Raw genomic sequence first — 25,048 nt, 5'->3', positions numbered from 1 at the left:
TCTCGCGCGTCGCCGTGCGGAGGACGCGCGCCCCAGTCCCGGGGTGCCAGGAGGCGCCCCGAGCCGTCCTGCGGGAGGTCTCATGTCCGAGCTGGTGATCGACAGCGGCGACACCGTCTGGGTGCTCGTCTCGGCGGCCCTCGTGCTGTTCATGATGCCGGGACTCGCCCTGTTCTACGCGGGCCTGGTCCGGCGCGGCAACGTGCTCGCGATCATGCAGCAGAACCTGGTGCCCATCGCCGTGATCTCGCTGACCTGGATCCTGGTCGGGTACAGCATCGCGTTCAGCGACGACATCGGGAACGGGTTCATGGGCGACCTCGGGCTGTTCGGGCTCACGGGGCTCGACACGGCCCCGACGCCCGCGCTGCACGCCGTCGACGGCGACGTGGCGATCCCGACGCTCGCGTTCGTGGCCTTCCAGATGATGTTCGCGATCATCACCCCGGCGCTCCTGACCGGCGCGACCGTCGGGCGGCTCAAGACCGTCGGCTGGGTCGTCACGCTCGCCCTGTGGTCGGTGCTCGTCTACCCGTTCGTCGCTCACTGGCTCTTCAACCCCGACGGCTGGCTCGTCGGGATCGGCGCCCAGGACTGGGCGGGCGGGATCGTCGTGCACGCGGCCGCGGGGGCAGCGGCGCTCGCGGTCCTCGTGGTCGTGGGACGCAGGCAGGGCTGGCCGCGGGGTCGATCCCGCACTCGATCCCGCTCGCCGTGGCGGGCGCAGGGATCCTGTGGTTCGGCTGGTTCGGCTTCAACGGCGGCGGTTCGCTCCAGGGCGACGGCGTCGCGGCGCAGGCGGTCCTCAACACGCACGTCGCAGGAGCGGCCGCCATGGGCGCGTGGCTCGTCATGGAGCGTCTGCGCACGGGCAAGGGCACGGTGATCGGTGCGATCACGGGCGGGGTCGCGGGCCTCGCGACGATCACGCCGTGCGCGGGCTACGTCAGCACGCTCTCCGCGCTCGTCATCGGCCTGGCGGCCGGCGTGGTGTGCACGTTCGCGCTCGGCCTCAAGACGTTCTTCCGGTTCGACGACGCGCTCGACGTCATCGCCGTGCACTTCGTGGGCGGCATCCTCGGCTCGCTCCTGCTGGGGCTCTTCGGGTCGCACGCGATCAACGCGGCGGGCGCCGACGGGCTGTTCTTCGGTGGTGGCGCCGACCTGCTGGGTGCGCAGGCGATCGCCCTGGTCGTCGTGATCGCGTTCTCGTTCGTCGTGACGCTCCTCATCGCCCTGGCCGTCCAGAAGACCGTCGGCCTCAAGGTGGCCCCGGGGCACGAGTTCGGCATGGACGAGGTCGAGCAGGGTGCGAACGCCTACACGCTGGGCCAGGTCTCGGGGCTGTCGGCGGCGGGCTCCGCAGGGACGCCGGGCGGGGCGGGGACGGTCGCCCCGGCCGAGCACCCGGTCCCGGCTCCGGTGGCCTCGACGACGACGTCGGAGACGCCCTCGACGCCCGACGCCGTGGTCCTCACCGCGACGTTCGACTCGGCCGATCTCGACGCCCTCACGACCTCGCTCGAGACCGCGGGAGCCTGGGCGATCCAGGTCACCGAGGTCAACGAGGTCGTGGCCGACCCGCCGTCGCTGCGTTTCCGCGAGTCCTCCGAGCCCGTGCGCTTCGCGCGCCGCCTGCGCGTCGAGGCCTGCGTGGCCCGGGCGTCCGCCCCGACCGTCGTCGACCTCCTCACGCGGCAGACGGTGGGCCTGCGCACGCCCCTGCTCCACGTGTTCGCCGAGGCCCCGGGGCGCTGACCCGCCCGCGCGCAGGCGGGGCGGGTCGGCCAGGGGACAATGAACCCCGTGGACCTGGACCCGATCGCCCGCCTGCTCGCCTCGCCGCCCGATCTCCCGGTCCGCCACCACCTGGGCGAGCTCGTCGACGCGGTGCGTGCCCGGGGCGTCGCGGTGCTCCAGGCGCCTCCCGGCACGGGCAAGACGACCCTTGTCCCGCCCGCGCTCGCGGGCATGTCGACGTCCGCACGGCCCGGGGTCACGGGAGCCTCGCTCGCGGGCTCGTCGCGGGTCGTCGTGACCCAGCCCCGCCGGATCGCGGCCCGCGCCGCGGCGCGTCGCCTCGCGCACCTGCTGGGCGAGCCCGTCGGGCGCACGGTCGGTTTCTCGGTGCGCGGCGAGTCGCGCACGGGCCCCGAGACGCGCATCGAGGTGGTCACGACGGGCGTGCTGCTGCGGCGCCTGCAGCGTGACCCGGAGCTGGCCGGGGTGGACGTCGTGGTCCTCGACGAGGTCCACGAGCGTCACCTCGACGCCGACCTGACCCTCGCGCTGCTCGTGGACGTCCGGGCGAACCTGCGCCCCGACCTGGCCCTCGTCGCGATGTCCGCGACGATCGAGGCCGGGCGCACCGCGAGCCTGCTGGGCGACGGCTCCCCGGCGCCCGTGGTGGTCGCCGACGGCAGCCTGTTCCCCGTCCGGGAGGTCTGGGCGCCCCCGCCCGGGCCGCGCCTGGACGAGCGCGGCGTCCCCCGGGCCTTCCTCGACCACGTCGCGGCCACCACGCGCCGCGCGCTGGCCGAGCAGCCGGGCGACGTGCTCGTGTTCGTGCCCGGCGCGGGCGAGGTCGACGGGGTGGCACGCCGGCTCGGTGGCATCGACGCCGACGTGCGCCCCCTGCACGGGAGGCTGCCCGCGCGCGAGCAGGACCTCGCGCTGACCCCGGGCCCACGCCGTCGGGTCGTGGTCTCCACGGCCGTCGCGGAGTCCTCGCTCACGGTGCCCGGCGTGCGGGTGGTCGTCGACGCGGGGCTCTCGCGCGAGCCCCGCACCGACCACCGTCGCGGGCTCGCGGGCCTCGTGACCGTGCGCGTGAGCCGGGCGGCGGCCGAGCAGCGGGCCGGGCGCGCGGGGCGCGAGGGCTCGGGCGCGGTCTACCGGTGCTGGTCCCCGGGCGAGCACGCCCAGCTCGTGGCGCACCCCGTGCCGGAGATCCTCACGGCCGACCTCGTCGCGTTCGCGCTCGAGCTCGCGTGCTGGGGAAGTCCCGACGGCGCGGACCTCGCGCTCCTGGACCCTCCTCCCGCGGCCGCGATGGCGGTCGCCCGCGCGACGCTCGAGTCGCTCGGCGCGGTCACCGCCGACGGGGCCGTCACGCCCCGGGGGCGCGAGATCGCGCGCGTCCCGGCCGACCCGCGGCTCGCGCGCGCCCTCCTGGACGCGAGCGACGTCGTCGGGCCGCGGCTCGCCGCCGAGGTGGTCGCCCTGCTGTCCGACGACGTGCGTGCGCCCGGGGCGGACCTCGTCGCGGCCCTGCGGGACGCACGACGCGGCGGCCCGGCGAGCGGGTCGTGGCGCGCGCAGGCCGAGCGGCTCGAACGACTGCTGCCGGGACGCGGCGCCCGCGGCGCGGGCCGGGGGCGCGCGGACCTGAGCCTCGACCTGGCCGTGGGGCTCGTGGTCGCGCTCGCGCACCCGGACCGGGTCGCGCGCCGGCGCCCGAACGGTGCCACGTACCTGATGGCGTCGGGCACCGGTGCCGCGCTCCCGCCGGGCTCCCCGCTCGCGGGCTACGACTGGCTCGCGGTCGCCGACGCCGACCGCGGCGCGGGCCGGCGCGACGCGACGATCCGCTCGGCCGCACCGATCGACGAGGACCTCGCCTACGAGGCCGCGTCCGCCGCGCTGCGCGAGGACGAGCACGTGAGCTGGACGGGCGGGCGCATCCACGCTCGGCGCACCACGCGGCTGGGCGCGATCGAGATCTCCTCGCAGAAGATCACCGACCCACCCGCCGACCAGGTCGTCGCGGCGCTGCGGACAGGGCTCGAGCGCGACGGCCTGGGCGTCCTGCCGTGGCGCGAGCCCGCGCACGAGCTGCGGCGCCGGCTCGCGTTCCTGCACCGCGCCCTGGGCGACCCGTGGCCCGACGTGTCCGACGACGCGCTGCTCGCGGGCCTCGATGCGTGGCTCGGGCCCGACCTCGCCCGGGTCCGCACGGCCGCCGACCTCCAGCGCCTCGACCTGACCGGCGCGCTGCGCAGGCTCCTGCCCTGGCCCGCTGCGGGCAGGCTCGACGAGCTCGCGCCGGTCCGGGTGGACCTGCCCGGCGGGAAGAGCGCACGCGTGGACTACACGGGCGAGCAGCCCGTGCTCGCGGTCAAGGTCCAGGAGGCGTTCGGGTGGCGCGCGACCCCACGCGTCGCCGACGGCCGGGTGCCCGTCCTGCTGCACCTGCTGTCCCCGGCGCGGCGCCCCGCGGCGATCACCGCCGACCTCGAGTCGTTCTGGCGGACCGGGTACGCCCAGGTCCGCGCCGAGCTGCGGCGGCGCTACCCCAAGCACGACTGGCCCGAGGACCCGGGCGCGTGAGCGGGCGCCCCCTCACGTCCCAGAGAGGGACGCGAACAGCACGGTGCCTGCCCGCCCGGCCCGCCGCGGCGCGCGCTCCCGGCGTCCGCTCAGGCGCCAGCCCGACGGCCCCGGAGTAGGCTGAGAGGGCGCGAGCGCAAGGAGGGGACCATGGTCGGCCCGAGCGAACCCAGACCCGTCGGGAACGTGCTCTGGCTCGCGCTCGGCTCGTTCGTCCTGGCCGCGCTCCTGGTCACGACGGGCGCCCCGGTGCTGCCGTTCCTGCTGCTCGTGCTCGCGCTGCTCTTCGGGGTGGTCGGCGGCACCCGCTACCTGCGGACCCGGCACAGCCCCCGCCACCACGCGCCGCCCCGTGACGCGCCCCCCGGTCACGCCTAGGGCCCTCACCGAGGAGGAACCGTGGGACTGCTGACGTACACGAGCAACACCTCGCTCGACGGCTACGTCGCCGACACGTCGGGCTCGTTCGAGTTCAGCTTCCCCGACGAGGAGGTGCTCGCGTTCATCAACGACCTCGAGCGCCCCGTGGGGACCTACCTGTTCGGCCGCCGGCTGTACGAGGTCATGGCCGTCTGGGACGACCCGGCCATGCTCGACGACCCCTCGCCCGGGACGCGCGACTTCGCCGCCCAGTGGCGCGAGACGGACAAGGTCGTCTACTCGACCACGCTCACCGAGGTCTCGGCCCCCCGCACGCGACTGGAACGGACCTTCGACCCGCAGGCGGTCCGAGACCTCGTGGCGGGCGCCGGCACCGAGGTCGGCCTCGGGGGACCGACCCTCGCCGCCGCGGCGCTCGCGGCCGGCCTGGTCGACGAGGTGCGGCTCCTGGTACGCCCGGTCCTGCTGGGCGGGGGGCTCGCGAGCTTCCCGCTCGGTGTGCGCACCGACCTCGAGCTCGTGGACGAGCGGCGCTTCGCGAGCGGGGTCGTGCACGTGCACTACCGCGTGCGCCGCTGAGCCGGGCACGCCCACCGCCCGCAGCCTCCGCACCGGGGCCCGCGCGGTCTCGCGCCCCGTCCTCGACGGGCCGCACCCGTCGGTCCCCTGAGAGGGTGGGGCCATGCGTGCACACCCCGACGCCCGGACCGAGCGACCCCACGAGCTGGAGGACCTGCAGCACCGCATCGCGGGCATGGACACCCAGGAGGTCGTCGACGAGCTGGGACGGCTGGGCGACCATCGGCGCGCGGTCGCGTTCCGCCTGCTGCCCAAGGGCCGGGCGGTCGAGGTGTTCGAGGACCTCGACCCGGCGATCCAGGCCGATCTCGTCGACGCGCTGCGCGCCGACTCGACCGCGGAGATCTTCGCCGCGCTCGACCCCGACGACCGGGCCTCGTTGCTCGACGAGCTGCCCGCGGGCGTCGCGGCCCGGCTCCTGGAGGGGCTCGGCCCCGACGAACGGGCGCTGACGACCGCGCTGCTCGGCTACCCCGAGGACAGCGCGGGCCGACGCATGTCGCCCCGGGTCGCCTCGGTGCGCCGGGGCACCACGGTCGAGGGGGCGCTCGACGCGCTGCGCCGGGCGGGGGACGACGTCGAGACCATCTACACCGTGCCGGTCCTGGGCCCCGGGCGCGTCGTGGAGGGCGTGGTCTCGCTGCGCAGGCTGCTCGTGAGCGATCCCGGAACCCCCGTCGAGGAGGTCATGTCCCCGGCCGTGACGGTCGAGGCGACCGACGACCAGGAGCACGCCGCGAACGTCGTGCGCGACGGCGGGTACGTCGCGGTGCCCGTGGTCGACCACGAGGACCGGCTCCTGGGGGTCCTCACGGTCGACGACGCGATGCGCATCCTCGAGGCCGAGGACGACGAGGACTCCGCGCGCGTGGGTGGCTCCGAGCCCCTGCGCCGCCCGTACCTGTCGGTCTCGGTCCTGGGGCTCGTGCGCTCGCGGGTCGTCTGGCTCCTGCTGCTGATCGTCGCGGCGAGCCTGACGGTCGGTGTCCAGAGCTACTTCGAGGCCGAGCTCGACACGGTCGTGGCCCTGGCCCTGTTCATCCCGCTGCTCATCGGCACGGGCGGCAACGCGGGCTCCCAGGCCGCCACGACCGTGGTCCGCGCCCTGGCCGTGGGCGACATCCGGCGCGGGGACCTGCTGCGCGTCGTGGGCCGCGAGATGCTCACGGGACTGCTGCTCGGCACGGTGCTCGCCGCGGTCGGGTTCGGGCCCGCGACCTGGGTCGCGGGCGTCTCGATCGCGCAGGTCCTCGCCGTCACGGTCGTGGGGGTGTGCGTGCTCGCCACGACGGTCGGGTCGAGCATCCCGATCCTGGCGCGCCGCGCGGGCATCGATCCGGCGATCGTCGCGGCACCCTTCATCTCGACGTTCGTCGACACCCTGGGCCTGATCATCTACTTCTCGGTCGCCAAGGTGGTGCTGGGCATCTAGCCCCGGAGGCGCCCCCGCGCACGGCGAGGCACCGGTGCACGGTGAGCGGCGCCGTCGGGCCGCACGCGAGGCTTCCTGATGCCGAGGGCGCCCAGCGCCGATACGTTCACCCGTGAGGCGCGCCCGGCGCCTCGCGGAGAGAGGCGGGCGCATGCCGCACAGCACCGGTCCACGCACCACGAGCACGCGACCACGCCTCCTGTTCGCGTCGCTCCAGGGATACCGCGGGGCCTGGCTGCGCGGTGACGTGGTCGCCGGCCTGACGGTGTGGGCCGTGCTCGTGCCCGAGTCGCTCGCGTACGCGACGATCGCGGGCGTCTCGCCCGTCGTCGGCCTGTACGCGGCCGTGCCCTCGCTGATCCTCTACGCGGCCTTCGGCAGCTCGCGCCACCTGATCGTGGGGCCCATGTCCGCGACCGCGGCGCTGTCCGCGAGCGTGGTCGCGGCCTTCCGCCCGGGCGACACCGCGGCCTTCGTCGCGCTGACCACCGCGGTCGCGCTCGTGACCGGGGTCCTGTGCCTGGTCGCCGGCATCGCGCGCCTGGGATTCCTGGCCTCGTTCATCTCCGAACCCGTGCTCAAGGGCTTCATCGTGGGCCTGGCGCTGACGATCGTCATCGGGCAGGTGCCCGCGCTCCTGGGCGTCGACAAGGGCGAGGGGAACTTCTTCGAGAAGCTCTGGGCGATCCTCACCGAGCTCGGCACGGCGCACCCCCTGACCGTGGTCCTGGGCGTCGGGTCGCTGGCCGCGGTGCTCGCGCTCAAGCACTGGCTGCCCAAGGTCCCCGGGTCGCTCGTCGTGGTCGGGATCGGGATCGCGCTCGTCCTGCTGCTCGGGCTCGACGACGACGGCGTGGACATCGTGGGCCCCATCCAGGCAGGCCTGCCCGCGCTCGGACTGCCCACGGGCATCGACTGGAACACCTACACCGACCTGATCGGCCCGGCCGCGGGCGTCATGCTCGTGGGCTTCGCCGAGGCCCTCGGAGCGGCCAAGACGTACGCCTCGCGCGAGGGCTACGACATCGACGCCAACCGCGAGCTCCTCGGCATGGGCGCCGCCAACGTCGGCTCGGGCCTCGCGTCCGGCATGGTCGTCAACGGCAGCCTGTCCAAGACGGCCGTCAACGGCGGCGCGGGAGCCAAGAGCCAGGTCTCGGGGCTGGTCGCGGCGGCCCTGACGATCCTCACCCTGCTGTTCCTCACGCCCGTGTTCGAGTCCCTGCCCGAGGCCACGCTCGCGGCCGTCGTCATCGCCGCGGTGATCGAGCTCGTCGACGTCAAGGCGCTGCGCCGCCTGTACCGCCTCGCGACGCCCCGGACCAAGGACCTGTACGGCGGGGCGGCCCGGCACGACTTCTGGGCGGCGCTCGCGGCCGTCGTGGGCGTCCTGGTGTTCGACACCCTGCCGGGCCTGGTGATCGGGATCGTGCTCTCGCTGTTCCTGCTCCTGGGGCGTGCCTCACGGCCTCACGTGGCCGTGCTCGTGCGCAACTCGCACGGCGTGTGGGTCGACCGGGCGCGGCGCGTGGCCACGGGCAAGGACGGGGGCCAGGGCGTCGAGGGGGCGCTCGTGGTCCGCGTCGAGTCGGGCCTGTTCTTCGCCAACGCCGACACGGTGCGCGCGGCCGTGCGGCGCCTGGTCGCCGAGGCCTCGCCCCGGGTCGTGGTCCTGGACGCCGAGACCGTGCCGTTCGTGGACGTCGAGGCCGCCGACATGCTCGGGACCCTGCGCCGCGACCTGGACCGCGTCGGTGCTCGCCTGGTGCTGGCACGTGACGTGGGCCAGGTGCGCGACGTGCTGCGCGGCGCCGTCGGGCCGGACGACCTGCCCCCCACCTACCCCGACGTCGACACCGCGCTCGACGCGGCGCTCGGCGACGCTCCGGCGGCGCCCGGCGCGCCGGGCGCCGCACCCGCGGGCGCGCCCGCCTCCTGAAGGCCCGACGGCGCCGCGCGCCTGCCGGGGCGGGGAACCTTCCCGCGCGGGGTGGGAGGCGCGGCACTACGGTCGGGGTGACCGGTGCGGCGGGGCACTGCCCGATTCGGCCGAACCGGTCCGGACCGGGCGCGCGCCCCGGGTCGAGAGCAGGACCACGAACGCGGCGCGGCGTCCCGGCGCCCGCCGCACGACGAGAGGAAGTGCCGTGGGCGCAGCCATCGGTCAGTCCCTGCCCATCGCGGTGGGTGTTCTCATCAGCCCCATGCCGATCGTGGCGGTGGTGCTGATGCTCGTCAGCAGGAAGGCGACGGCGAACGGGTTCTCGTTCCTGCTGGGGTGGATCGTCGGGATCGCGGCGCTCGGGTCGATCGTGCTTCTCGTGGCCGGGGCCGCAACCCCTGCGGAGTCCGGGCCGCCCACGTGGGCCAGCGTCGTCAAGATCGTCCTGGGCGTCCTGCTGCTGCTGCTCGCGTTCAAGCAGTGGCGAGGGCGCCCGCGCGCGGGGGTGGCGCCCGAGACGCCGAGGTGGATGAGCGCGATCGACGCCTTCACGCCCGTCAAGGCGTTCGGGCTCGCGGTCCTGCTCGGCGCGGTCAACCCCAAGAACCTGCTGCTCGTGGTCTCGGGTGCTGCGGCCATCGCTGCCGCGACGTCCCAGACCGGTGAGCAGCTCGGGGCTCTCGCGGTGTTCGTCGTCGTGGCGAGCGTCGGGGTCGCCGCCCCCGTGGTGATCTACCTCGCGATGGGCGCGCGTGCAGCGACCCTGCTCGACGAGCTCAAGACCTGGATGATCCAGAACAACGCGGTCATCATGGCCGTGCTGCTCCTGGTGCTGGGCGCCAAGATGGTCGGTGACGGGATCGCGGCGCTGTGACCGGGCAGGGGCACGCGCAGGGTGACGTCGGCCTCCCGCGCCGGGCCGAGGTTCTCGGAGAGCCCGGGGGCCCGGGGGAGTCCGGCCCAGCGCGAGCGGGCGGGGTGCTCGGTGCGGCCCCCGAGGGGGCCGACCCCGTCGAGGCCGCGCTGGACCGGTTGCGGGCGGGTGGGCACCGCGTGACCGAGGCGCGGCGCGCGGTCCTGGAGGTCCTCGCCACGGGCGAGGGGCACCCGAGCGCCGACGAGCTCTCGGCCCGGGTCGAGGCCCGGCACCCGGGCATCCACCGCGCGACGATCTACCGGACCGTGGACCGGCTCACGACCCTGGGCGTCGTGACGCACGTGCACATCGGGGGAGGGGCAACGGCCTACCACCTGGCCCCGGGCGAGCCGACGCGCGAGCACCTGCACGCGATCTGCAGCTCGTGCGGGCGCATCATCGACCTGCCGGGCGACCTGCTCGACCCGGTCACGACGTGGCTCGCGACGACGGCCGACTTCACGCTCGCCCCCGCGCACGTGGCCCTGTCCGGGGTCTGCGGGACGTGCCGGGCCTAGACCGACCCCTCGCGGCGGGTGGTGGCGGCAGGTGCGTCGGCGCTCGGGCGCGTGCCGACGGTCTCTGCGCCGTCGTGCGTTGAGCTCCTGCGCGATCTCTCCCCGAAAAGCCCTTGCCGTGTCCCCGGGGGCGGAGGCTACTGTGGTGATCGTCCGGTCAGGAGACCGGCGTCGTACGGGGCAGCCCGGACGCCACCGCTCCTGACCCGTTCTCATGAGGTGCCGCCCCGGCGGCCCGCACGAGCTGACGCACACGAGACCGCGCCACAGTGGTAGCGCGGCGAGCCAGGCACATGAACCTGGTCACGACGGGGAACCGTGGTGTGCGTGGAGTTCCCAAGTCGCCCGGTCTGCAGTCGGGCGGCTACCCCTGGAGAGGCATGTGCCAAGGAGGGCGACGGGACGCACCTGCGTCCCGTGGGGCGGGTTCGATTCCCGCCCTCTCCGCACGCAGCGCGAGCGCCCGTGGCGTCGAGGACCTCGACGCCACGGGACGCAGACGGGAGTCGGTCGATGAGCGAGGTCCTCATCTACAACCTGGGGGGCGGGCAGGTCCTGGGCCGCGTCTCGCTGGGGCACGCGATCCGCATGCTGCACCGGCGGGTCGCCGCGGTGCGCGAGGCCGTCGAGGGCGAGACCTTCGGCCCCTACCAGCGTCCCGTCTCGGTCGAGCTGGTCCGTTACGTCCACACCCGCTGGGTCTACGAGCGCACGGGACGGGTCCCCTACTCGCGGGCGGCGCTCCTGCGCCGGGACCGGCACCGCTGCGGCTACTGCGGTGCGCCCGCCACGACCATGGACCATGTGGTGCCCCGGTGCCAGGGCGGCCCCACGAGCTGGATGAACGCGGTGGCCGCGTGCGAGGCGTGCAACAGCGCCAAGGCCGGGCGGACGCCCCTCGAGGCGGGCATGACGTTGCGTTCGCGCCCCTTCGAGCCGGTGCTCGCGGACATCTACCCGCACGGCAAGGTCTAGCCCTCAGGGCTGCGGGGAGTTCTCCACGCGGATCGTGCCGTCCTCCTCGAGCACGAGGCGTCGTGGGTCGCCCTCGGCGAGGTCCAGCGCGTGCTCGAACGCGAGCTGTGGCACGTCGAGCGTCCAGTCGGGCAGGAAGCGGTGCGTGCGCAGCGCCTGCAGGATGGGGCCGGGCGGGATACGACGGGACGTCAGGTCGGACACGGCTCCAGGATCCCACGTCCGGGAGGATCCGGGTCGACTGGTTGCATAGTTGCATCACTGCGCAAGCAAGCAGGATGATGGGGGCATGCTCTCCGCCCTGTCCCACCCGGTCTACCGGCGACTGTTCACCGCCCAGGTCGTCGCGCTCGCGGGCACGGGCGTCGCGACCGTCGCCCTGGGCCTGCTCGCCTACGACCTCGCGGGGCCGCGCGCTGGCGCGGTGCTCGGGACCGTCCTCACCGTCAAGATGGTCGCCTACGTCGTCCTGGCCCCGCTCGCCGCGGCCCTCCTCGCCCGCGTGCCGCGCCGCGCGGTGCTCGTCGGGGCGGACCTCGTGCGCCTGGGCGTCGCGCTGGCGCTGCCGTTCGTGGGCGAGGTCTGGCAGGTCCTGGTCCTCGTCGTGATCCTGCAGTGCGCCTCGGCCACGTTCACCCCCACGTTCCAGTCCGTGGTGCCCGACGTCCTGCCCGACGAGCGCGACTACACCTCGGCCCTGTCCCTCTCGCGCCTGGCCTACGACCTGGAGGCCGTGGCGTCCCCGGCGCTCGCGGCCGTGCTCCTGCTGGTCCTGAGCCCGTCCCAGCTCTTCTGGGGGACCGCGGTGGGGTTCGGGGCCTCGGCGCTGCTCGTGGTCTCGGTCGCGCTCCCGCGGCGGGTGCACGAGCCCGCGGGTGCGCCCTCGGGACCGGAGGGCTCGTTCGGGTGGCGGCTGCGCCGGGGCGTGGTGCTGTTCGTGCGCACGCCCGCCCTGCGTCCGGTGCTCGCGCTCGACCTGGCGGTCGCGGCGGCGGTCTCGTTCGTGCTGGTCCAGAGCGTCGTGGTGGCCCGGGAGGTGCTGGGGCTCGGGCCCGACGGCGTCGCTCTCCTCCTGGCGGTGTGCGGCGGAGGGTCGGTGGTCGCCGCGCTCGCCCTGCCCCGTGTGCTGCGCGCGGTGCCCGAGCGGCGCGTGATGCTCGGGGGAGCCGCCCTCCTGAGCGTGGGTTGCGCCGTCGTGCCGCTGGTGCTCGCGGCCCCGCAGGACGTCGCCCTGGTCGGGGTGGCCCTCGCGTGGTCGGCGATCGGCGCCGGCTGGTCCGCGGTCGAGACGCCCGTGGGGCGCGTGGTGCGCCGGGCGGTCGGTCCCGACGACCTGCACGTCGCGTTCGCCGCGCAGTTCTCCCTGTCCCACGCGTGCTGGCTGGTGACGTACCCGCTCGCGGGGCTGCTGGGGGCGCTCAGCCTGTCGTGGGCGGCCGGCGTGCTCGCGCTGGTCGCGCTCGGCGCGACCCTGGCCGCGCGGTCGCTGTGGCCGGTCCCTGGCGCGCGGGGCGACGCACCCGGCCCGGACGCTGCGCCTGCCGCGCGGTCGGGCGCTCAGGTGGGAGCATGAGGGGGATGGCCACCACGCAGCGCGACGTCAGACCCACCGCTCCCCCCGAGGCCGACCTCGACCGGGCGGTCGAGGTGCTGCGGCTGCTCGCCGACCGCACGCGCCTGGCCGTGCTGCAGATGCTGACCGGCACCGAGATGTCGGTCACGGCCATCGCCGAGGCCCTCGACCGGCCCGTGCCCGCGGTCTCCCAGCACCTGGCCAAGCTCCGTGCGGGCCACCTGGTGACCTCGCGGCGGGAGGGCACGAGCGTCTACTACGCGCAGGCCACCGAGCACGTGGGGGCGCTCGTGACGAACGTCCTGCACCACACCGAGCACACGCTCTACCCGCTGCCGCCGCACCACGCGCTCGAGGAGTGAGGCGGGCGCCCGCGGTGTCAGGAGGTCACCGTGGGGTCGCCGGGTCGCGAGGGCATGCTGGCTCTCCTGCTCGCCGGGGCCTAAGGTGGGGCACCTAGGAGTCAGGAAGCGGCCCCTCGACACTTTGTGCTGAGAGCGAGACCTCATGACGACCGAACGAACCCCCCGCCGTCGCCGGCGCGACCCCCTGGCCGAGGCGCTGAGCATCGGGCGCGCGCACCCCACCGCGCAGTACCGCGTGGACCTGCGCACGGGCGAGTGGTGGTGGTCCGACGAGATGTACCTGCTGCACGGGCTGGCACCGGGATCGGTCGCGCCCACGGCCGCGCTGCTGGCCTCGCACAAGCACCCCGACGACCGTGACGCGGTCCTGCGCGAGATCGCGATGCTGCGGACCACGGGGCGTCCCTTCAGCTGCAGCCACCGGATCGTCGACGCCCGGGGCCGGACCAGGACGGTCACCGTCACGGGTCAGGGGCGCCGGGACGCGTCGGGGGCCGTGGTGGAGGTCGTGGGCCTGGTCGTGGACAGCACCGCGGCCCACGAGGACGCGCTGCGCCGGGAGGTGACCCGCCAGGTCGCGGTGGGGCTCGCGGACCGCGCCGTCGTCGACCAGGCCAAGGGCGTGCTCATGGCCACGCACGGGCTGGACTCCGACGGGGCCCTGGACCTGCTCGTGGTGCACGCGAGCGAGAGCAGCCGCCGCCTGCCCGACGTGGCCCACGAGCTGCTCGACGCGCTGTCCGTCGCGGGCGGGCTGGGCGAGGACGCGAAGGACCGCGCCGACGCGTGCCTCGCGGCGCTCGAGCCCGGCAGCGTGAGCCGCGTGGGCGGGGCGCAGCTCTTCCGGCGCAAGGGCGCGGCCGCGGGCTGAGCCCGGCCGCGGGGGCGGGGAACGCCCCGGCCCCGCGTCCCGCCGGGCGCGGGGCGACCGAGCCGGGGCCAGGCGGTGCCCCAGGGGCTAGTCGGCGCTCGCGCGCAGGGGCAGGACCCGGGTCTCGACGACCTGGCGTGCGAGGTCGTAGAGCTTCACGTTGGAGTCCTGCGAGACCCGGCTCAGGACCGCGAACGCGCGCTGCGCGGACAGCTGGTGGCGCTCCATGAGGATCCCCTGGGCCTGCCCGATCACGGTGCGGGTCTGCACGGCGCTCGTGAGCTGCTCCTCGGTGCGGGCCGCGGTCAGGGCCGCCGCGGCGACCGCGGCGAACGTCGAGACCATCGAGAGCGTCGTGGCGGGGAACGCGGCCACGGACCGGGAGTAGAGGTTGAGGGCGCCGTGCGAGGTCTCGCTCGTGAAGAGCTGGACGCACAGCATCGAGCGCACGCCCAGCTCGTCCTGGACCTGGTCGGCCCAGCGCTGCCAGCGGGGCTCGGTGGCCAGGTCGTCGGTGCGCACCAGGTCGGTCTCGCGGATCGCGTCCAGGCACGGCCCCTCGTTGAGGGCGTACTGGAGCTCGTCGCCGCGTCGGGCGAGCGCGTGGGACGCCGCCGGGGTCTCGATCTGCCCCTTGCGGGTCACGAGCGAGATCCCGGCCGCGTCGCAGCCGTCGACCATGGCGACCGCGAGCTCGACGATCCGGTCGAGGGTCTCCTGGAGGCTCGGCTCCTCGGCCAGGGCGCGGGCAGCCGCCGCGACGGAGGACTCGACGGCCGAGGCCGGGCTCACCCCGGTGCCGTACTCGACCGTCGAGGGGGCGGTGGTGGTGGTCTGCTGCAGCTCCTGCGTCATCCTGCGTACCCGTTCTTGCTCGGGGGTGTCCGGTGTCCGGTGCACAGCGCGCCGGTCCTCCACCTCTCGGGGACTACGCTACGCGCCCGCACGCGAAAGTCCGGGCCTGGGTCGCCCCGGGGCACCCCACACGGGCTCGGCTCAGGCGCCCTCCAGGCTCCCGGCGCCCTGGGTCTCGGTCACGGTGACGAGCCCGCGCTCGATCGCGGTCACGAGGTCGGAGAGCCGCACGATCCCCACGAGCTCGGCCCCGACCATCACGGGCAGGCGCAGCAGGGCGTGGCGCTCCATGATCCGCACGGCCTCCCGGGCGGGGTCCTGGGGGCTGAGGACCACGAGGTCCTCGGTGCACAGCCCGCCCACGGGGTGGTCGGGCGAGGCGTCGGCCGCCAGGGCCCGCACGATGCTGCGGTCGGTGAGGATGCCCACGACGTCCCCGTCGTCGAGCACGACCGCGTCGCCGGCGTCCTCGTCGATCATCGCGCGCGCGACGCTCGCGACCGTCGCGCTCTGCTCGACCGTGCAGAACGTCGTGGACATGAGCTGGGCGATGGTCGTGGGCATCGTCGGCCTCCGAGGGACCCTTTGCGGTGCGTGCGGGCCACCTCTCGACCCGCGTCCAGGCTAGCCCGAGACCGCCGCCCCGGCCGGGCGGGGCGGCGGGGCGACCTCAGAAGACGGGCTTGCCGCCCGTGACCCCCAGCACGGTCCCCGAGACGTAGCCCGCGTCGGTGGGCGAGGCCAGGAACACGAAGGCCGGGGCGACCTCGGCGGGCTGCCCCGCACGACCGAGCGGGGTGTCCGCACCGAACGCCTCGATCTTCTCGGGCGGCTGGGTCGCGGGCTGCAACGGCGTCCAGATCGGTCCGGGGGCCACGGCGTTGACGCGGATCCCCCGCGCGCCGACCTCCGCGGCGAGGTTGACCGTGAAGTTGTTGATCGCGGCCTTGGTCGAGGCGTAGTCGAGCAACGACGTGGACGGCTGGTAGGCCTGGATCGAGGAGACGTTGACGATCGAGCCCCCCTCGCCCAGGTGCTCGAGCGCGGCCTGCGTGACCCAGAACAGCGCGTAGAGGTTGGTCTTGAGCACGCGGTCGAGGTCGTCCGTGGTGACGTCCGCGATCGACGACCTGCGCGCCATCTGGAAGCCCGCGTTGTTGACGAGCACGTCCAGACCGCCCAGGCGGGCGACCGCGTCGGCGACCGTGTCGCGCGCCACCTGCTCCTCGCGCAGGTCCCCGGGCAGCAGGACGACCTCGCGGCCCGCCTGACGCACCCAGCGCGCGGTCTCCTCGGCGTCCTGCTGCTCCTCGGGCAGGTAGCCGATCGCGACGTCGGCGCCCTCCCGCGCGAAGGCGATCGCGACGGCCCGGCCGATGCCCGAGTCGCCGCCCGTGATCAGGGCGCGCAGGCCCGCGAGACGGCCCGAACCGCGGTAGGAGGTCTCCCCGTGGTCGGGAGCCGGGTCCATCGGTGCGGTGAGCCCCGGGGGCTCCTGCTGCTGGGCGGGGAAGGCGGGGGCGTCGTCGGGCATGGTGTTCCTCCGTCGGGGTGTCGAGGGACGCGTCGAACCGGCCCCTCCCCACGCTAGGTCGGCGCTCGCGGACTCGCAGGAGGTGCGTGCGCCCCGCCCCGTGGCTGGTGGCAGGATGAGCACCTGCCGGGCGCGACGGGGCGCCCGCACGTGCGACGAGGTGACCACGACCATGACCGACGACATCTCTGCGGACCAGGACCGCACCCTGACCCGTGACGTCGACGTGCTGGTCGTCGGCTCGGGCTTCGGCGGGTCCGTCGCGGCTCTGCGGCTGACCGAGAAGGGGTACCGGGTCGCGGTCCTCGAGGCCGGTCGCCGCTTCGCCGACGATGACTTCGCCGCGACCTCCTGGCACCTGCGCGACTTCCTGTGGGCGCCGCGCCTCGGCTGCCTCGGCATCCAGCGGGTGCATCGCCTGCGGGACGTGCTCGTCCTGGCCGGCGCCGGGGTCGGCGGCGGGTCCCTCGTCTACGCCAACACCCTCTACGAGCCGCTCGACGCGTTCTACACCGACCCCTCGTGGGGCTACCTGACCGACTGGAAGGCCGAGCTCGCGCCCTACTACGACCAGGCCCGGCGCATGCTCGGCGTCGTCACCTACGCGGGCCGCACGCCCGCCGACGAGGCCGTGCACCAGGTCGCGCGCGAGATGGGCGTGGAGGGCACGTTCACGCCCGCCCCCGTGGGCGTGCTGTTCGGCGCCCCCGGGGTGCCCGTGCCCGACCCGTTCTTCGGCGGCGCGGGACCCGCACGGCGCGGGTGCCTCGAGTGCGGCCAGTGCATGACCGGGTGCCGCCACGGCGCCAAGAACACGCTCGTCAAGAACTACCTGCACCTCGCCGAGGCCGCCGGGGCGCGGATCCACCCCCTGACGACCGTGACACGCATCGCCCCGCTCCCGGACGGGGGCTACGAGGTCACCTCGCGGCGCACCGACCGACCGTTCGCCCGGCGCACCCGCTGGACCGCCCGGCACGTCGTCCTCGCGGCCGGCGCGCACGGGACCCAGCAGCTCCTGCACGCCCAGCGCGACGCGGGCACCCTGCCGCACCTCTCCGAGCGCCTCGGCATGCTCACCCGCACCAACTCCGAGGCCCTGCTGGGCGCCACGGCCGACCGGCGCCCCCCGGGGGGAACCGCGCCCGACTACACGCGCGGCGTCGCGATCACCTCCTCGTTTCACCCCGACGCCCACACGCACGTCGAACCCGTGCGCTACGGCCGCGGCTCGAACGCCATGGCCCTCCTGCAGACCGTCCTCGTCACGCCCCGCGGCGCTCGCGGCCCGCGCACTCAGGGCGAGGGGACCGCGCCCGACGACGGAGCCCGCCCCGGGATCGCGCCCTCGCCGGGGGAGTGGGTGCGCGAGCTGTGGGCCCAGCGCCGCCGGCTGCCCGCCATGCTCGACCTGCGCGGCTGGTCCGAGCGCACCGTGATCGCCCTGGTCATGCAGAGCCACGACAACTCGCTGACGACGTACACGCGGCGCACGTGGACGGGGCGGCGCCGGATGACCTCGCGCCAGGGGCACGGCGCCCCGAACCCCGGGTGGATCCCCGCCGCGCACGAGGCGGCCAGGCGCCTGGCCCGGGTCATGGGCGGAGCGCCCGGCGGGAGCATCGGAGAACCGTTCGGGATGCCCCTCACAGCCCACTTCCTGGGCGGTTGCGCGATCGGCGCCTCGCCGGGGTCCGGGGTGCTCGACGCGTACCAGCGCGTGTTCGGGCACCCGGGGCTGCACGTCCTGGACGGGGCCGCGGTGAGCGCGAACCTGGGCGTCAACCCGTCGCTGACGATCACGGCCCAGGCCGAGCGGGCCGTCGCGATGTGGCCCCGACGCGGTGAGGAGGACCCGCGTCCCCCGCTCGGCAGCGCCTACCGGCGCGTGGCCCCGGTCGAGCCGCTGCGCCCCGCCGTGCCTGCCGGGGCGCCCGGTGCGCTGCGCCTGCCCGTCGTGCGCATCACGCACGGCACGTCGGCCTGAAGCGGGGGAGAAGTGCCACTGCCCCACGGGCGGGCGAAGAGATGGAACACCTGTTCGAAGGAATCGAGGCGCTTTCGAAGCGGCGGTCGAACAAGTGTTCTATCCGTGGGTGCGATGCGGGACGACGACGTCGAACTCCTGTTCGAACGGTGCCGGTGGGCCAGCGGCCGAGACTCAGCCGAGAGGTTCGATCTCCACGTCCACCACGAGCGCCCGATGGTCCGAGAGCCCCGTGTCGACCGACCGTCCCGGCGACGTCGGGCGCACCGACCCGTCAGCCAGGACGTGATCGATCTGCAACGTCGGGTGCGCGACCGGGTACGACCGGGCCACCACCAACGGGCTCCAGCCCGTGACCGCCGCCGGGATCTCCGACCGCAGGTTCATGTCCCCCAGGACCACCAAGGGGCGCGGGGCGTCCGCAAGACCCGCCGCCAGGTGGTCGAGCTGGTGCTCGCCCCAGCCGTCCAGGAAGCTCAGGTGCGTCGCGACCACGGTCAACGGGCCCTGCGGCGACAGCACGACCGCGGCCAACGCCGTCCGCGGCTCGTCCAGGCGCCACCGCGGACGCCGCACGTCGTTCCCCCGCGGGAGCGGCCGCCACCACGGACGACGGGGGAGAGGCAGGACCCGCCACTCGTGGACGGGGAAGCGCGAGAGCAGCGCCACACCGTACTGCGCGCGCCCCCCGACCCCCCGCCGGTCGATCGTCGCCGCGAACCGGTGGTCGACCGCGCCCATGGCCTCCGCCGCGACCCGGGCCAGGTCCACGTGCCCAGAGCGCCGCTGGTTGCGATCCACCTCCTGCAGCGCCAGCACGTCCGCACCCAGGTCCGCCACCGCACGCGCGAACCGGTCGACGTCCACCACGTCGTCGACCGTGGACCGCCCGTGCAGGATGTTGAAGGTAGCCAGTCGCATCCCACAGATTCTCCTCCCACCCCGGCGCGCGGCACGCCGAGCCGCGCTGGCCTACGCTCGGTCCATGGCGAAGTACTTCGACGTGCACCCCGTCGACCCCCAGCCCCGCGCGATCGACCAGATCGTCACGCTCCTGCGCGACGACGCCCTCATCGCCTACCCCACCGACTCCTGCTACGCCCTCGGCGCGCGGCTCGACTCCCACAGCGCCACCCAGCGCATCCGCGACATCCGCCACCTCGGCGACAAGCACCACTTCACGCTCGTGTGCGCCGACTTTGCACAGCTCGGACAGCTCGTCAAGATCGACAACGCCGCCTTCCGCGCCATCAAGGCCTCCACCCCCGGCAGCTACACCTTCATCCTGCCCGCGACCTCCGAGGTGCCCAGACGCCTCGCGCACCCCAAGAAGAAGACCGTCGGCGTCCGCATCCCCGACCACGCCGTGACCCAGGCCATCCTGCGCGCCCTCGGCGAACCCCTCCTGTCCAGCACCCTCCTGCTCCCCGGCGAGGACGAGCCCATGACCCAGGGGTGGGAGATCAAGGAAGCCCTCGACCACCAGGTCGACGCCGTCGTCGACTCCGGCGACTGCGGCACCGAACCCACCACCGTCGTCGACTTCTCCTCCGGCGCGGCCGAGGTCGTGCGCGTCGGCGCAGGAGACCCCTCTCGCTTCGAGTAGCCCCGCCCCCCGGCACCCCGCATGTGACCGGCACACCACGGCCCACCCGGCGCGAACCCGCCCACCGGTCCTAGCATCGACACCATGAGCAGCCAGGGCCTCACCCACTCCCAGCACAAGATGGCCGACGCCGGGGTCCACCCCACCGCGATCGACGTCTTCAGCCGCTTCTACGCACTCCTGCAGGACGGCGCCACCGGCACCGTCCCCGAAGCCGACATCGAACCCCTCACCGACGTCACCCACCGCGACGAGCTCGACGTCACCCCCCAGGACGCCGCCGACGCGCTCTCCCGCACCGTCCTCATCAAGCTCAACGGAGGACTCGGCACCTCCATGGGCATGGACCGCGCCAAGTCGCTCCTCACCGTGCGCACCACGAACAGCCCCGACGCCGCCCCTCTCACCTTCCTCGACATCATCGCCCGCCAGGTCCGCGCCGCCCGCGCCGCCACCGGCGCCCCGCTGCCACTGCTCTTCATGAACAGCTTCCGCACCCGCGACGACACCCTCGCGGCGCTCGCGGCCTACCCCGACCTCGCGGTCGACGGGCTGCCCCTGGACTTCCTGCAGAACCGTGAGCCCAAGCTGCGCGCGGACGACCTCGAGCCCGTCGAGTGGCCGGCGGACCCGGACCTCGAGTGGTGCCCGCCCGGGCACGGCGACCTGTACACGGCCCTCGTGGCGTCGGGGGCGCTCCAGACCTTGCTGGACGCCGGCTACCTGTACGCGAGCGTGTCCAACTCGGACAACCTCGGAGCGTCTCCGGACGCGGCCATGGCCGGCTGGTTCGCGGCGTCGGGCGCTCCTTTCGCGGCGGAGGTGGCCCGGAGGACGCCCGCGGACCGCAAGGGCGGCCACGTCGTCGTGCGGCGCTCGGACAGCCGCCTGGTGCTGCGCGAGACCGCGCAGACCCCAGAGGAGGACCTGGCGGCCGCCGGGGACATCGAGCGGCACAAGTTCTTCAACACCAACAACCTGTGGCTCGACCTGCGGGCGCTGGCGGCCGAGCTCGAGCGGACCGGGGGAGTCCTCGAGCTGCCGCTCATCGTCAACCCCAAGACGGTCGACCCGACCGACCCGTCGTCGACGCCCGTGATCCAGATGGAGTCGGCCATGGGGGCCGCGATCGAGGTCTTCGAGGGATCGACCGTGATCGAGGTCGACCGCAGCCGGTTCCTGCCCGTCAAGGCGACGAGCGACCTGCTCCTGCTGCGCTCGGACGTCTACGAGCTCGCCGAGGACTTCACGCTCAGGGCCACGGTCGAGGCGCCGTTGATCGACCTCGACGGCGCGTACTACAAGCTCGTAGGCGACTTCGACGCGCGGTTCGCCCAGGGGGTTCCGTCGCTGCGCGGCGCGAACAGCCTCACGGTGCACGGCGACTGGTCGTTCGGCCGAGACGTGGTGGCCGAGGGAGATGCGGTCCTGGAGGACGCGGGTACGCCGTCGAGCGTCCCGGACGGCGCGCGCGTGGGGCCCGCGGGGATCGCCGCGGGCTCCTGACCGTCGCGCGACGCAGTGGGGCGAGCGCCACGGGCCGCGGGTGTCCCGGGACGGGCCCCACGAGGGCGCCGAGGGTGCCCTGAGAGGGACGTGGTCCCCGCGGGCAGGTTGCTGATGCCCGACGGCGTCGCACGGCCGGGGAGCGGCCCTCGCCCGCGCCCTGGCTCAGGCGGGGACGTCGACGATCCGGCGGTCACCCACGGCCGGTGACAGCGTGCCGCTCGACGCCGACGCGAGGTCGGCCTCGAGCGGCACGAGCTGCGGGGGCGGGACGAGCAGGCGGTAGGTGGCACGAGCGGCGTAGTCGGTGCCCTCGAGCACCGCGCCGTGGGTCGCGCACCACTCGTGCAGCACGTTGCCGATCCGGCCGGCCTCCGCGTGAGGGACCTCGACGGCGACCTCGACCATGACCTCGCGACGCAGGACCGGGGCCAGGTCGAGCGTCTCGCTCACGGCGTTCGAGTAGGCCCGGACGAGGCCCCCGGCGCCGAGCAGGACGCCGCCGAAGTAGCGGGTGACGACCGCGACGACGTCGGTCACGTGGCGGTGCCGCAGCACCTCGAGCATGGGGATGCCGGCTGTGCCCGAGGGCTCGCCGTCGTCGCTCGATCGCTGCTGGTCGGCATGGGTCCCCACCACGAGCGCCGTGCAGTGGTGCCGGGCGTCCCAGTGCTCCTTGCGGACGCGTGCGATGACGGCCTCGGCGTCCGCGACCGTCGTGACGGGGTGCAGGAGGGTGATGAACCGGGACTTCTTGACCACGAGCTCGTGCTCGACGGGGCGCGCGACGGTCGAGGGGAGCGGCGGGTCGCCGTCGGCGGAGCCGGGGGAGCGCGGGTGGGAGGTCATCGCCGACCAGCCTAGCCAACCTGGACTTCCGGCTCGCCGTGTCAAGGTTAGAGGGCATAACCTTGAGCAAAGGGCGTCCAAGGAAAGGTTGTCGATGACCTCGGCCAGCACGAGCAGCACGACGGACGGGCCGGACTGGCCGCGCCACACGAGCGAGGTGCGGCCCTGGCGCTCGGCGACCCGAGGTCCGCGCGAGGACCGGATGCTGCGCGAGGTCACGGTCTCGCTGCCGCCCCTGATCGCCGAGGTCGCGTACGTGCCGACGGCCGAGGACGCCGCCCGCATCGAGCGCGCCGCCGTGGACATCACGCGCCTCGACGCGGTCCACGGCCCGGTCCTGTCGTCGTTCGCCACGTTCCTGCTGCGGACCGAGGCCGTGGCGTCGTCGCGGATCGAGCGTCACGACGCGAGCCTCGCCGACCTGGCCAAGGCCACGATCGGCATGCGGGCCAGCAAGGACGCCCAGGTCACGGTCGCGGCGGCGCGGGCGGTGTCGAGGCTGGTCGACGCGGCAGGCGCCGCCGGGGCGATCGAGCTCGACGACGTCCTCGCGGCCCACCGGACGCTGCTCAAGGACGATCCCCTGGACGGTCCTGTGGCGGGAACCCTCCGGACCGTCCAGAACTGGATCGGCGGGTCCGACTACTCACCCCGCGGAGCCGTGCACGTCCCGCCGCCGCCCGAGCTCGTGCCCGCGTACATGGAGGACCTGGTCGAGTTCCTCCGGCGCGACGACCTCCCCGCCGTGGCCCAGGCAGCGATCGCGCACGCCCAGTTCGAGTCGGTCCACCCGTTCACCGACGGCAACGGCCGCATCGGCAGGGCCCTGATCGGGGCCGTGTGGCGTCGCCGCGGGCTCGCGCCGACGCTGGTCGTGCCCGTCGCCTCGGCCATGCTCGCCGACACGGGGGAGTACTTCGCACGCGTCAACGCCTACCGCGAGGGGAGGGCGGCGCAGTTCGTGCGATACCTCGCCACCAGCGCGTCGATGGCCGCGCAGGAGGCGCGGATCTCCGCGGACAACCTCGCAGAGCTCCCGGGGCTGTGGCGGTCCGAGGTGCGCCCGCGCGCAGGGTCGGCCGCGGCGTCGATCCTCGATGCGCTCCTCGACCACCCCGTGCTGGACGGGGACCTCGCGCGGCAGGTCGCGGGGACGTCCGGGGCGGCGGCCTACGAGGCGCTGGGCCGCCTCACGGACGCGGGGGTCCTCTCGCGGATCTCGACGTCGCAGCGGCACGGCGTGTGGGCTGCGACCGAGGTCCTGGGCGAGATCGACGACCTCACGCGGCGGCTGCGGGAGGCCTGAGCCTGCGGCGACGTGCCGCGCGACCCGCCGTGTCTGGTCGTGGAAAATAGTGTGCCAAGCGGGTAGGTTCGCTCCATGGTCACCGACGACGCCGACTCACCCCAGGACGCCCCGACGGACGGGACGAGCCCGCCCGTGCCACACGTGCCCGACGCCGGCTCTCCGGGCGGTGAGACCGCGACGGCCCTCGCGCCGCGCTACCCGCGTCCACCCGTGACGCGCGACGAGGCGGAGTGGGTCTGGCGGGAGCTCTCGGTCGCCGCGATGTACGCCTCGACCAAGCCGGAGATGGTTCGCCTGGCCGTGATCGTCGGGCTGACCCGCGCCACGGGCGCCCGGTACTCGGACCTGCTGCGCTGCACGGTCGACTCTCTCGACCTGGGCCCGGCGGGGGCTCAGGCGGGCGAGGGGCGCGTCGTCGTGCAGCACGGCAAGCACCGCACGGTCCGTGAGCACCGCCTCGAACCGGGGGTCGTCATGGTCCTGCGCCGCTGGATGGACGTCCGGGAGGACCTCTGCTCGGAGCTCGAGGGGTCGATCCCGCGAGCACTGCTCCTGACCGTTCACCACACGCACGACAACGGCGTCACGGTGGCCAGCGGTCTGCCCATCACCAAGCAGGGCCTGGTGCTCTCGTGGCGCAGGTTCGTGCAGCGGACCAACGCGCGGTACGGCGGGGTGCGTCCGCCGCTGCCGACGCGCTTCGAGCAGGTCCGCCGGGCGTGGCACGCGGACCCGGAGGAACTGGGCGCGGCCCAGGGGGCGGCGGGGGAGTAGCGCGTCGTCAGGGGCCCGCGGGGCCCGACGACGGGGCTCAGGCCGTGCGGTCTGCGTCGCCGGGGGAGCGGGGCGCCTCGGGGTCGAGCTCCTGGAAGACCGTGATCTGCAGACCGGCGGGCGCCTCGAGCCGCGCGTTGAGCGAGCTCCAGGGGGTGCGGACGGGCGGGGCGACCAGGCGAGCCCCGCCCGCGACCAGGTCCGTCGTGACGGCTGCGGTGTCGGACACCTCGAACGCGACGCGCAGCGGGGGAGCGACCTGCCTGCCCACCTCGACGTCGTCGATCATGCGCTTCTGCGCGGGGTTCGCGAGCTCCAGGGTGGCGCGCCCGGCGTCGAGGATCGCCACCTGGGCGCCGCCGGTGCCGCTGTAGGCGGCCTCCTGGGGGAGGCCCAGCACGTCGCGGAAGAACGTGAGCGCGGCCTCGTAGTCCTCCGCCTCGACGACGAGGCGGAGCTGGCGCACGGGTGCGGGGTCGGGGCGTTCCGTCATGTCGCCACGTTATGCCGGACCGCTCTGCTCCGCTTCTTCCGTTGATAAATAGTGTGCCAAGCGTAGCGACCACGCTGATCACCACCCAGGACACCTCACCAAGACAGCCCCGACGACACGGGGCGGAGCGGGACGAACGAAGAGCCCCCCTGGTCGAGGCTTGAGTTCTAGCAGTCGTCGCAACGCCCGACCTTCGGGGATGCGATGGACTTTGAGATCAGACCCCTGCGAGCACCGCAGGGCAGGCGGAAGCT

23 protein-coding genes and 1 pseudogene are annotated in these 25,048 nt (G+C 74.5%); 17 read left to right on the top strand and 7 right to left on the bottom strand.

Features of this window, described 5'->3' with window-relative positions; all coding sequences use genetic code 11:
• Positions 1-82: 82 nt before the first annotated feature.
• From ACFWGN_RS14190 to ACFWGN_RS14150, 9 genes and pseudogenes are all read left to right on the top strand, one after another.
• Positions 83-1,758, top strand: a pseudogene (locus ACFWGN_RS14190) (ammonium transporter).
• A 39-nt stretch (positions 1,759-1,797) separates the two neighbouring features.
• Complete coding sequence (hrpB, locus tag ACFWGN_RS14185) at positions 1,798-4,329, top strand: ATP-dependent helicase HrpB (protein ID WP_377617627.1); 2,532 nt, start codon at positions 1,798-1,800, stop codon at positions 4,327-4,329.
• Between the two features lie 150 nt (positions 4,330-4,479).
• Positions 4,480-4,707, top strand: coding sequence for a hypothetical protein (locus tag ACFWGN_RS14180; RefSeq protein ID WP_191802391.1), 228 nt, complete (start codon positions 4,480-4,482; stop codon positions 4,705-4,707).
• Positions 4,708-4,728: 21 nt separating this feature from the next.
• Positions 4,729-5,289 (top strand): dihydrofolate reductase family protein, encoded by a 561-nt coding sequence (locus ACFWGN_RS14175; RefSeq protein WP_191802393.1) that lies wholly within the window; start codon positions 4,729-4,731, stop codon positions 5,287-5,289.
• A gap of 103 nt (positions 5,290-5,392) precedes the next feature.
• Positions 5,393-6,721 (top strand): magnesium transporter, encoded by a 1,329-nt coding sequence (gene mgtE, locus ACFWGN_RS14170; RefSeq protein ID WP_377617625.1) that lies wholly within the window; start codon positions 5,393-5,395, stop codon positions 6,719-6,721.
• A 151-nt stretch (positions 6,722-6,872) separates the two neighbouring features.
• Positions 6,873-8,660: a SulP family inorganic anion transporter gene (locus ACFWGN_RS14165; RefSeq protein ID WP_377617624.1), complete on the top strand. Its 1,788-nt coding sequence runs from the start codon at positions 6,873-6,875 to the stop codon at positions 8,658-8,660.
• Positions 8,661-8,868: 208 nt separating this feature from the next.
• A complete protein-coding gene (locus ACFWGN_RS14160) occupies positions 8,869-9,537 on the top strand; it encodes a GAP family protein (protein ID WP_191802399.1) in 669 nt (222 codons plus the stop codon).
• Entirely contained in the window at positions 9,534-10,097 is a 564-nt protein-coding gene (locus ACFWGN_RS14155) for a Fur family transcriptional regulator (RefSeq protein WP_318244439.1), read from the top strand. The genes ACFWGN_RS14160 and ACFWGN_RS14155 overlap by 4 nt, the downstream gene beginning before the upstream one ends.
• A gap of 513 nt (positions 10,098-10,610) precedes the next feature.
• A complete protein-coding gene (locus ACFWGN_RS14150) occupies positions 10,611-11,072 on the top strand; it encodes an HNH endonuclease (protein WP_191802401.1) in 462 nt (153 codons plus the stop codon).
• A gap of 3 nt (positions 11,073-11,075) precedes the next feature.
• On the opposite strand, the gene ACFWGN_RS14145 is transcribed toward ACFWGN_RS14150, so the two are convergent.
• Entirely contained in the window at positions 11,076-11,276 is a 201-nt protein-coding gene (locus ACFWGN_RS14145; RefSeq protein WP_191802403.1) for a hypothetical protein, read from the bottom strand.
• Between the two features lie 85 nt (positions 11,277-11,361).
• On the opposite strand from ACFWGN_RS14145, the gene ACFWGN_RS14140 reads away from it, so the two are divergent.
• From ACFWGN_RS14140 to ACFWGN_RS14130, 3 genes are all read left to right on the top strand, one after another.
• A complete protein-coding gene (locus ACFWGN_RS14140) occupies positions 11,362-12,645 on the top strand; it encodes an MFS transporter (RefSeq protein WP_191802405.1) in 1,284 nt (427 codons plus the stop codon).
• 5 nt (positions 12,646-12,650) lie between these two features.
• Positions 12,651-13,007 carry a helix-turn-helix transcriptional regulator gene (locus tag ACFWGN_RS14135; protein ID WP_191802407.1) on the top strand — a complete coding sequence of 119 codons (357 nt, stop codon included), beginning with the start codon at positions 12,651-12,653 and terminating at the stop codon, positions 13,005-13,007.
• 145 nt (positions 13,008-13,152) lie between these two features.
• On the top strand, positions 13,153-13,881 hold the full coding sequence (locus tag ACFWGN_RS14130) for a PAS and ANTAR domain-containing protein (RefSeq protein ID WP_191802409.1): 729 nt from the start codon (positions 13,153-13,155) through the stop codon (positions 13,879-13,881).
• Positions 13,882-13,968: 87 nt separating this feature from the next.
• Here ACFWGN_RS14130 and ACFWGN_RS14125 read toward each other — a convergent pair whose 3' ends face one another.
• The 3 genes from ACFWGN_RS14125 to ACFWGN_RS14115 all read right to left on the bottom strand — a co-directional run bounded on the left by ACFWGN_RS14125 (position 13,969) and on the right by ACFWGN_RS14115 (position 16,270).
• Positions 13,969-14,736, bottom strand: a complete 768-nt coding sequence (locus ACFWGN_RS14125; protein ID WP_377617620.1) for a GAF and ANTAR domain-containing protein — start codon at positions 14,734-14,736, stop codon at positions 13,969-13,971.
• A 141-nt stretch (positions 14,737-14,877) separates the two neighbouring features.
• Positions 14,878-15,300 (bottom strand): cyclic nucleotide-binding/CBS domain-containing protein, encoded by a 423-nt coding sequence (locus ACFWGN_RS14120; RefSeq protein WP_056651841.1) that lies wholly within the window; start codon positions 15,298-15,300, stop codon positions 14,878-14,880.
• A 106-nt stretch (positions 15,301-15,406) separates the two neighbouring features.
• Positions 15,407-16,270, bottom strand: coding sequence for an SDR family oxidoreductase (locus ACFWGN_RS14115; protein WP_056651844.1), 864 nt, complete (start codon positions 16,268-16,270; stop codon positions 15,407-15,409).
• Positions 16,271-16,442: 172 nt separating this feature from the next.
• Between ACFWGN_RS14115 and ACFWGN_RS14110 the strand changes: the two genes are divergently transcribed.
• Entirely contained in the window at positions 16,443-18,257 is a 1,815-nt protein-coding gene (locus ACFWGN_RS14110; RefSeq protein WP_377617618.1) for an FAD-dependent oxidoreductase, read from the top strand.
• A 174-nt stretch (positions 18,258-18,431) separates the two neighbouring features.
• Here the strand turns inward: ACFWGN_RS14110 and ACFWGN_RS14105 are convergent, their stop codons facing one another.
• Positions 18,432-19,178, bottom strand: coding sequence for an endonuclease/exonuclease/phosphatase family protein (locus ACFWGN_RS14105; protein ID WP_377617616.1), 747 nt, complete (start codon positions 19,176-19,178; stop codon positions 18,432-18,434).
• A 64-nt stretch (positions 19,179-19,242) separates the two neighbouring features.
• On the opposite strand from ACFWGN_RS14105, the gene ACFWGN_RS14100 reads away from it, so the two are divergent.
• Positions 19,243-19,863, top strand: coding sequence for an L-threonylcarbamoyladenylate synthase (locus ACFWGN_RS14100; protein WP_191802413.1), 621 nt, complete (start codon positions 19,243-19,245; stop codon positions 19,861-19,863).
• Positions 19,864-19,947: 84 nt separating this feature from the next.
• On the top strand, positions 19,948-21,369 hold the full coding sequence (locus ACFWGN_RS14095) for a UTP--glucose-1-phosphate uridylyltransferase (RefSeq protein ID WP_377617614.1): 1,422 nt from the start codon (positions 19,948-19,950) through the stop codon (positions 21,367-21,369).
• A 165-nt stretch (positions 21,370-21,534) separates the two neighbouring features.
• Here the strand turns inward: ACFWGN_RS14095 and ACFWGN_RS14090 are convergent, their stop codons facing one another.
• Positions 21,535-22,218, bottom strand: a complete 684-nt coding sequence (locus ACFWGN_RS14090) for a YigZ family protein (RefSeq protein ID WP_377617613.1) — start codon at positions 22,216-22,218, stop codon at positions 21,535-21,537.
• A 94-nt stretch (positions 22,219-22,312) separates the two neighbouring features.
• On the opposite strand from ACFWGN_RS14090, the gene ACFWGN_RS14085 reads away from it, so the two are divergent.
• Together ACFWGN_RS14085 and ACFWGN_RS14080 are read left to right on the top strand one after the other, a co-directional pair.
• Complete coding sequence (locus ACFWGN_RS14085; protein ID WP_191802419.1) at positions 22,313-23,524, top strand: Fic family protein; 1,212 nt, start codon at positions 22,313-22,315, stop codon at positions 23,522-23,524.
• A gap of 75 nt (positions 23,525-23,599) precedes the next feature.
• Complete coding sequence (locus ACFWGN_RS14080) at positions 23,600-24,301, top strand: hypothetical protein (protein ID WP_377617611.1); 702 nt, start codon at positions 23,600-23,602, stop codon at positions 24,299-24,301.
• 37 nt (positions 24,302-24,338) lie between these two features.
• Here the strand turns inward: ACFWGN_RS14080 and ACFWGN_RS14075 are convergent, their stop codons facing one another.
• The gene (locus tag ACFWGN_RS14075; RefSeq protein ID WP_191802421.1) at positions 24,339-24,794 is read right to left on the bottom strand and encodes a VOC family protein; all 456 of its coding nucleotides are present in this window, start codon (positions 24,792-24,794) and stop codon (positions 24,339-24,341) included.
• Positions 24,795-25,048 lie beyond the last annotated feature (254 nt).

The sequence above is a fragment of the Oerskovia sp. NPDC060338 genome (genome assembly GCF_042726295.1).
Classification (GTDB): Bacteria; Actinomycetota; Actinomycetes; order Actinomycetales; family Cellulomonadaceae; genus Oerskovia; species Oerskovia merdavium.
Note: the sequence above shows the minus strand (reverse complement) of the source record. Positions and strands in the feature narration are given on the sequence as shown.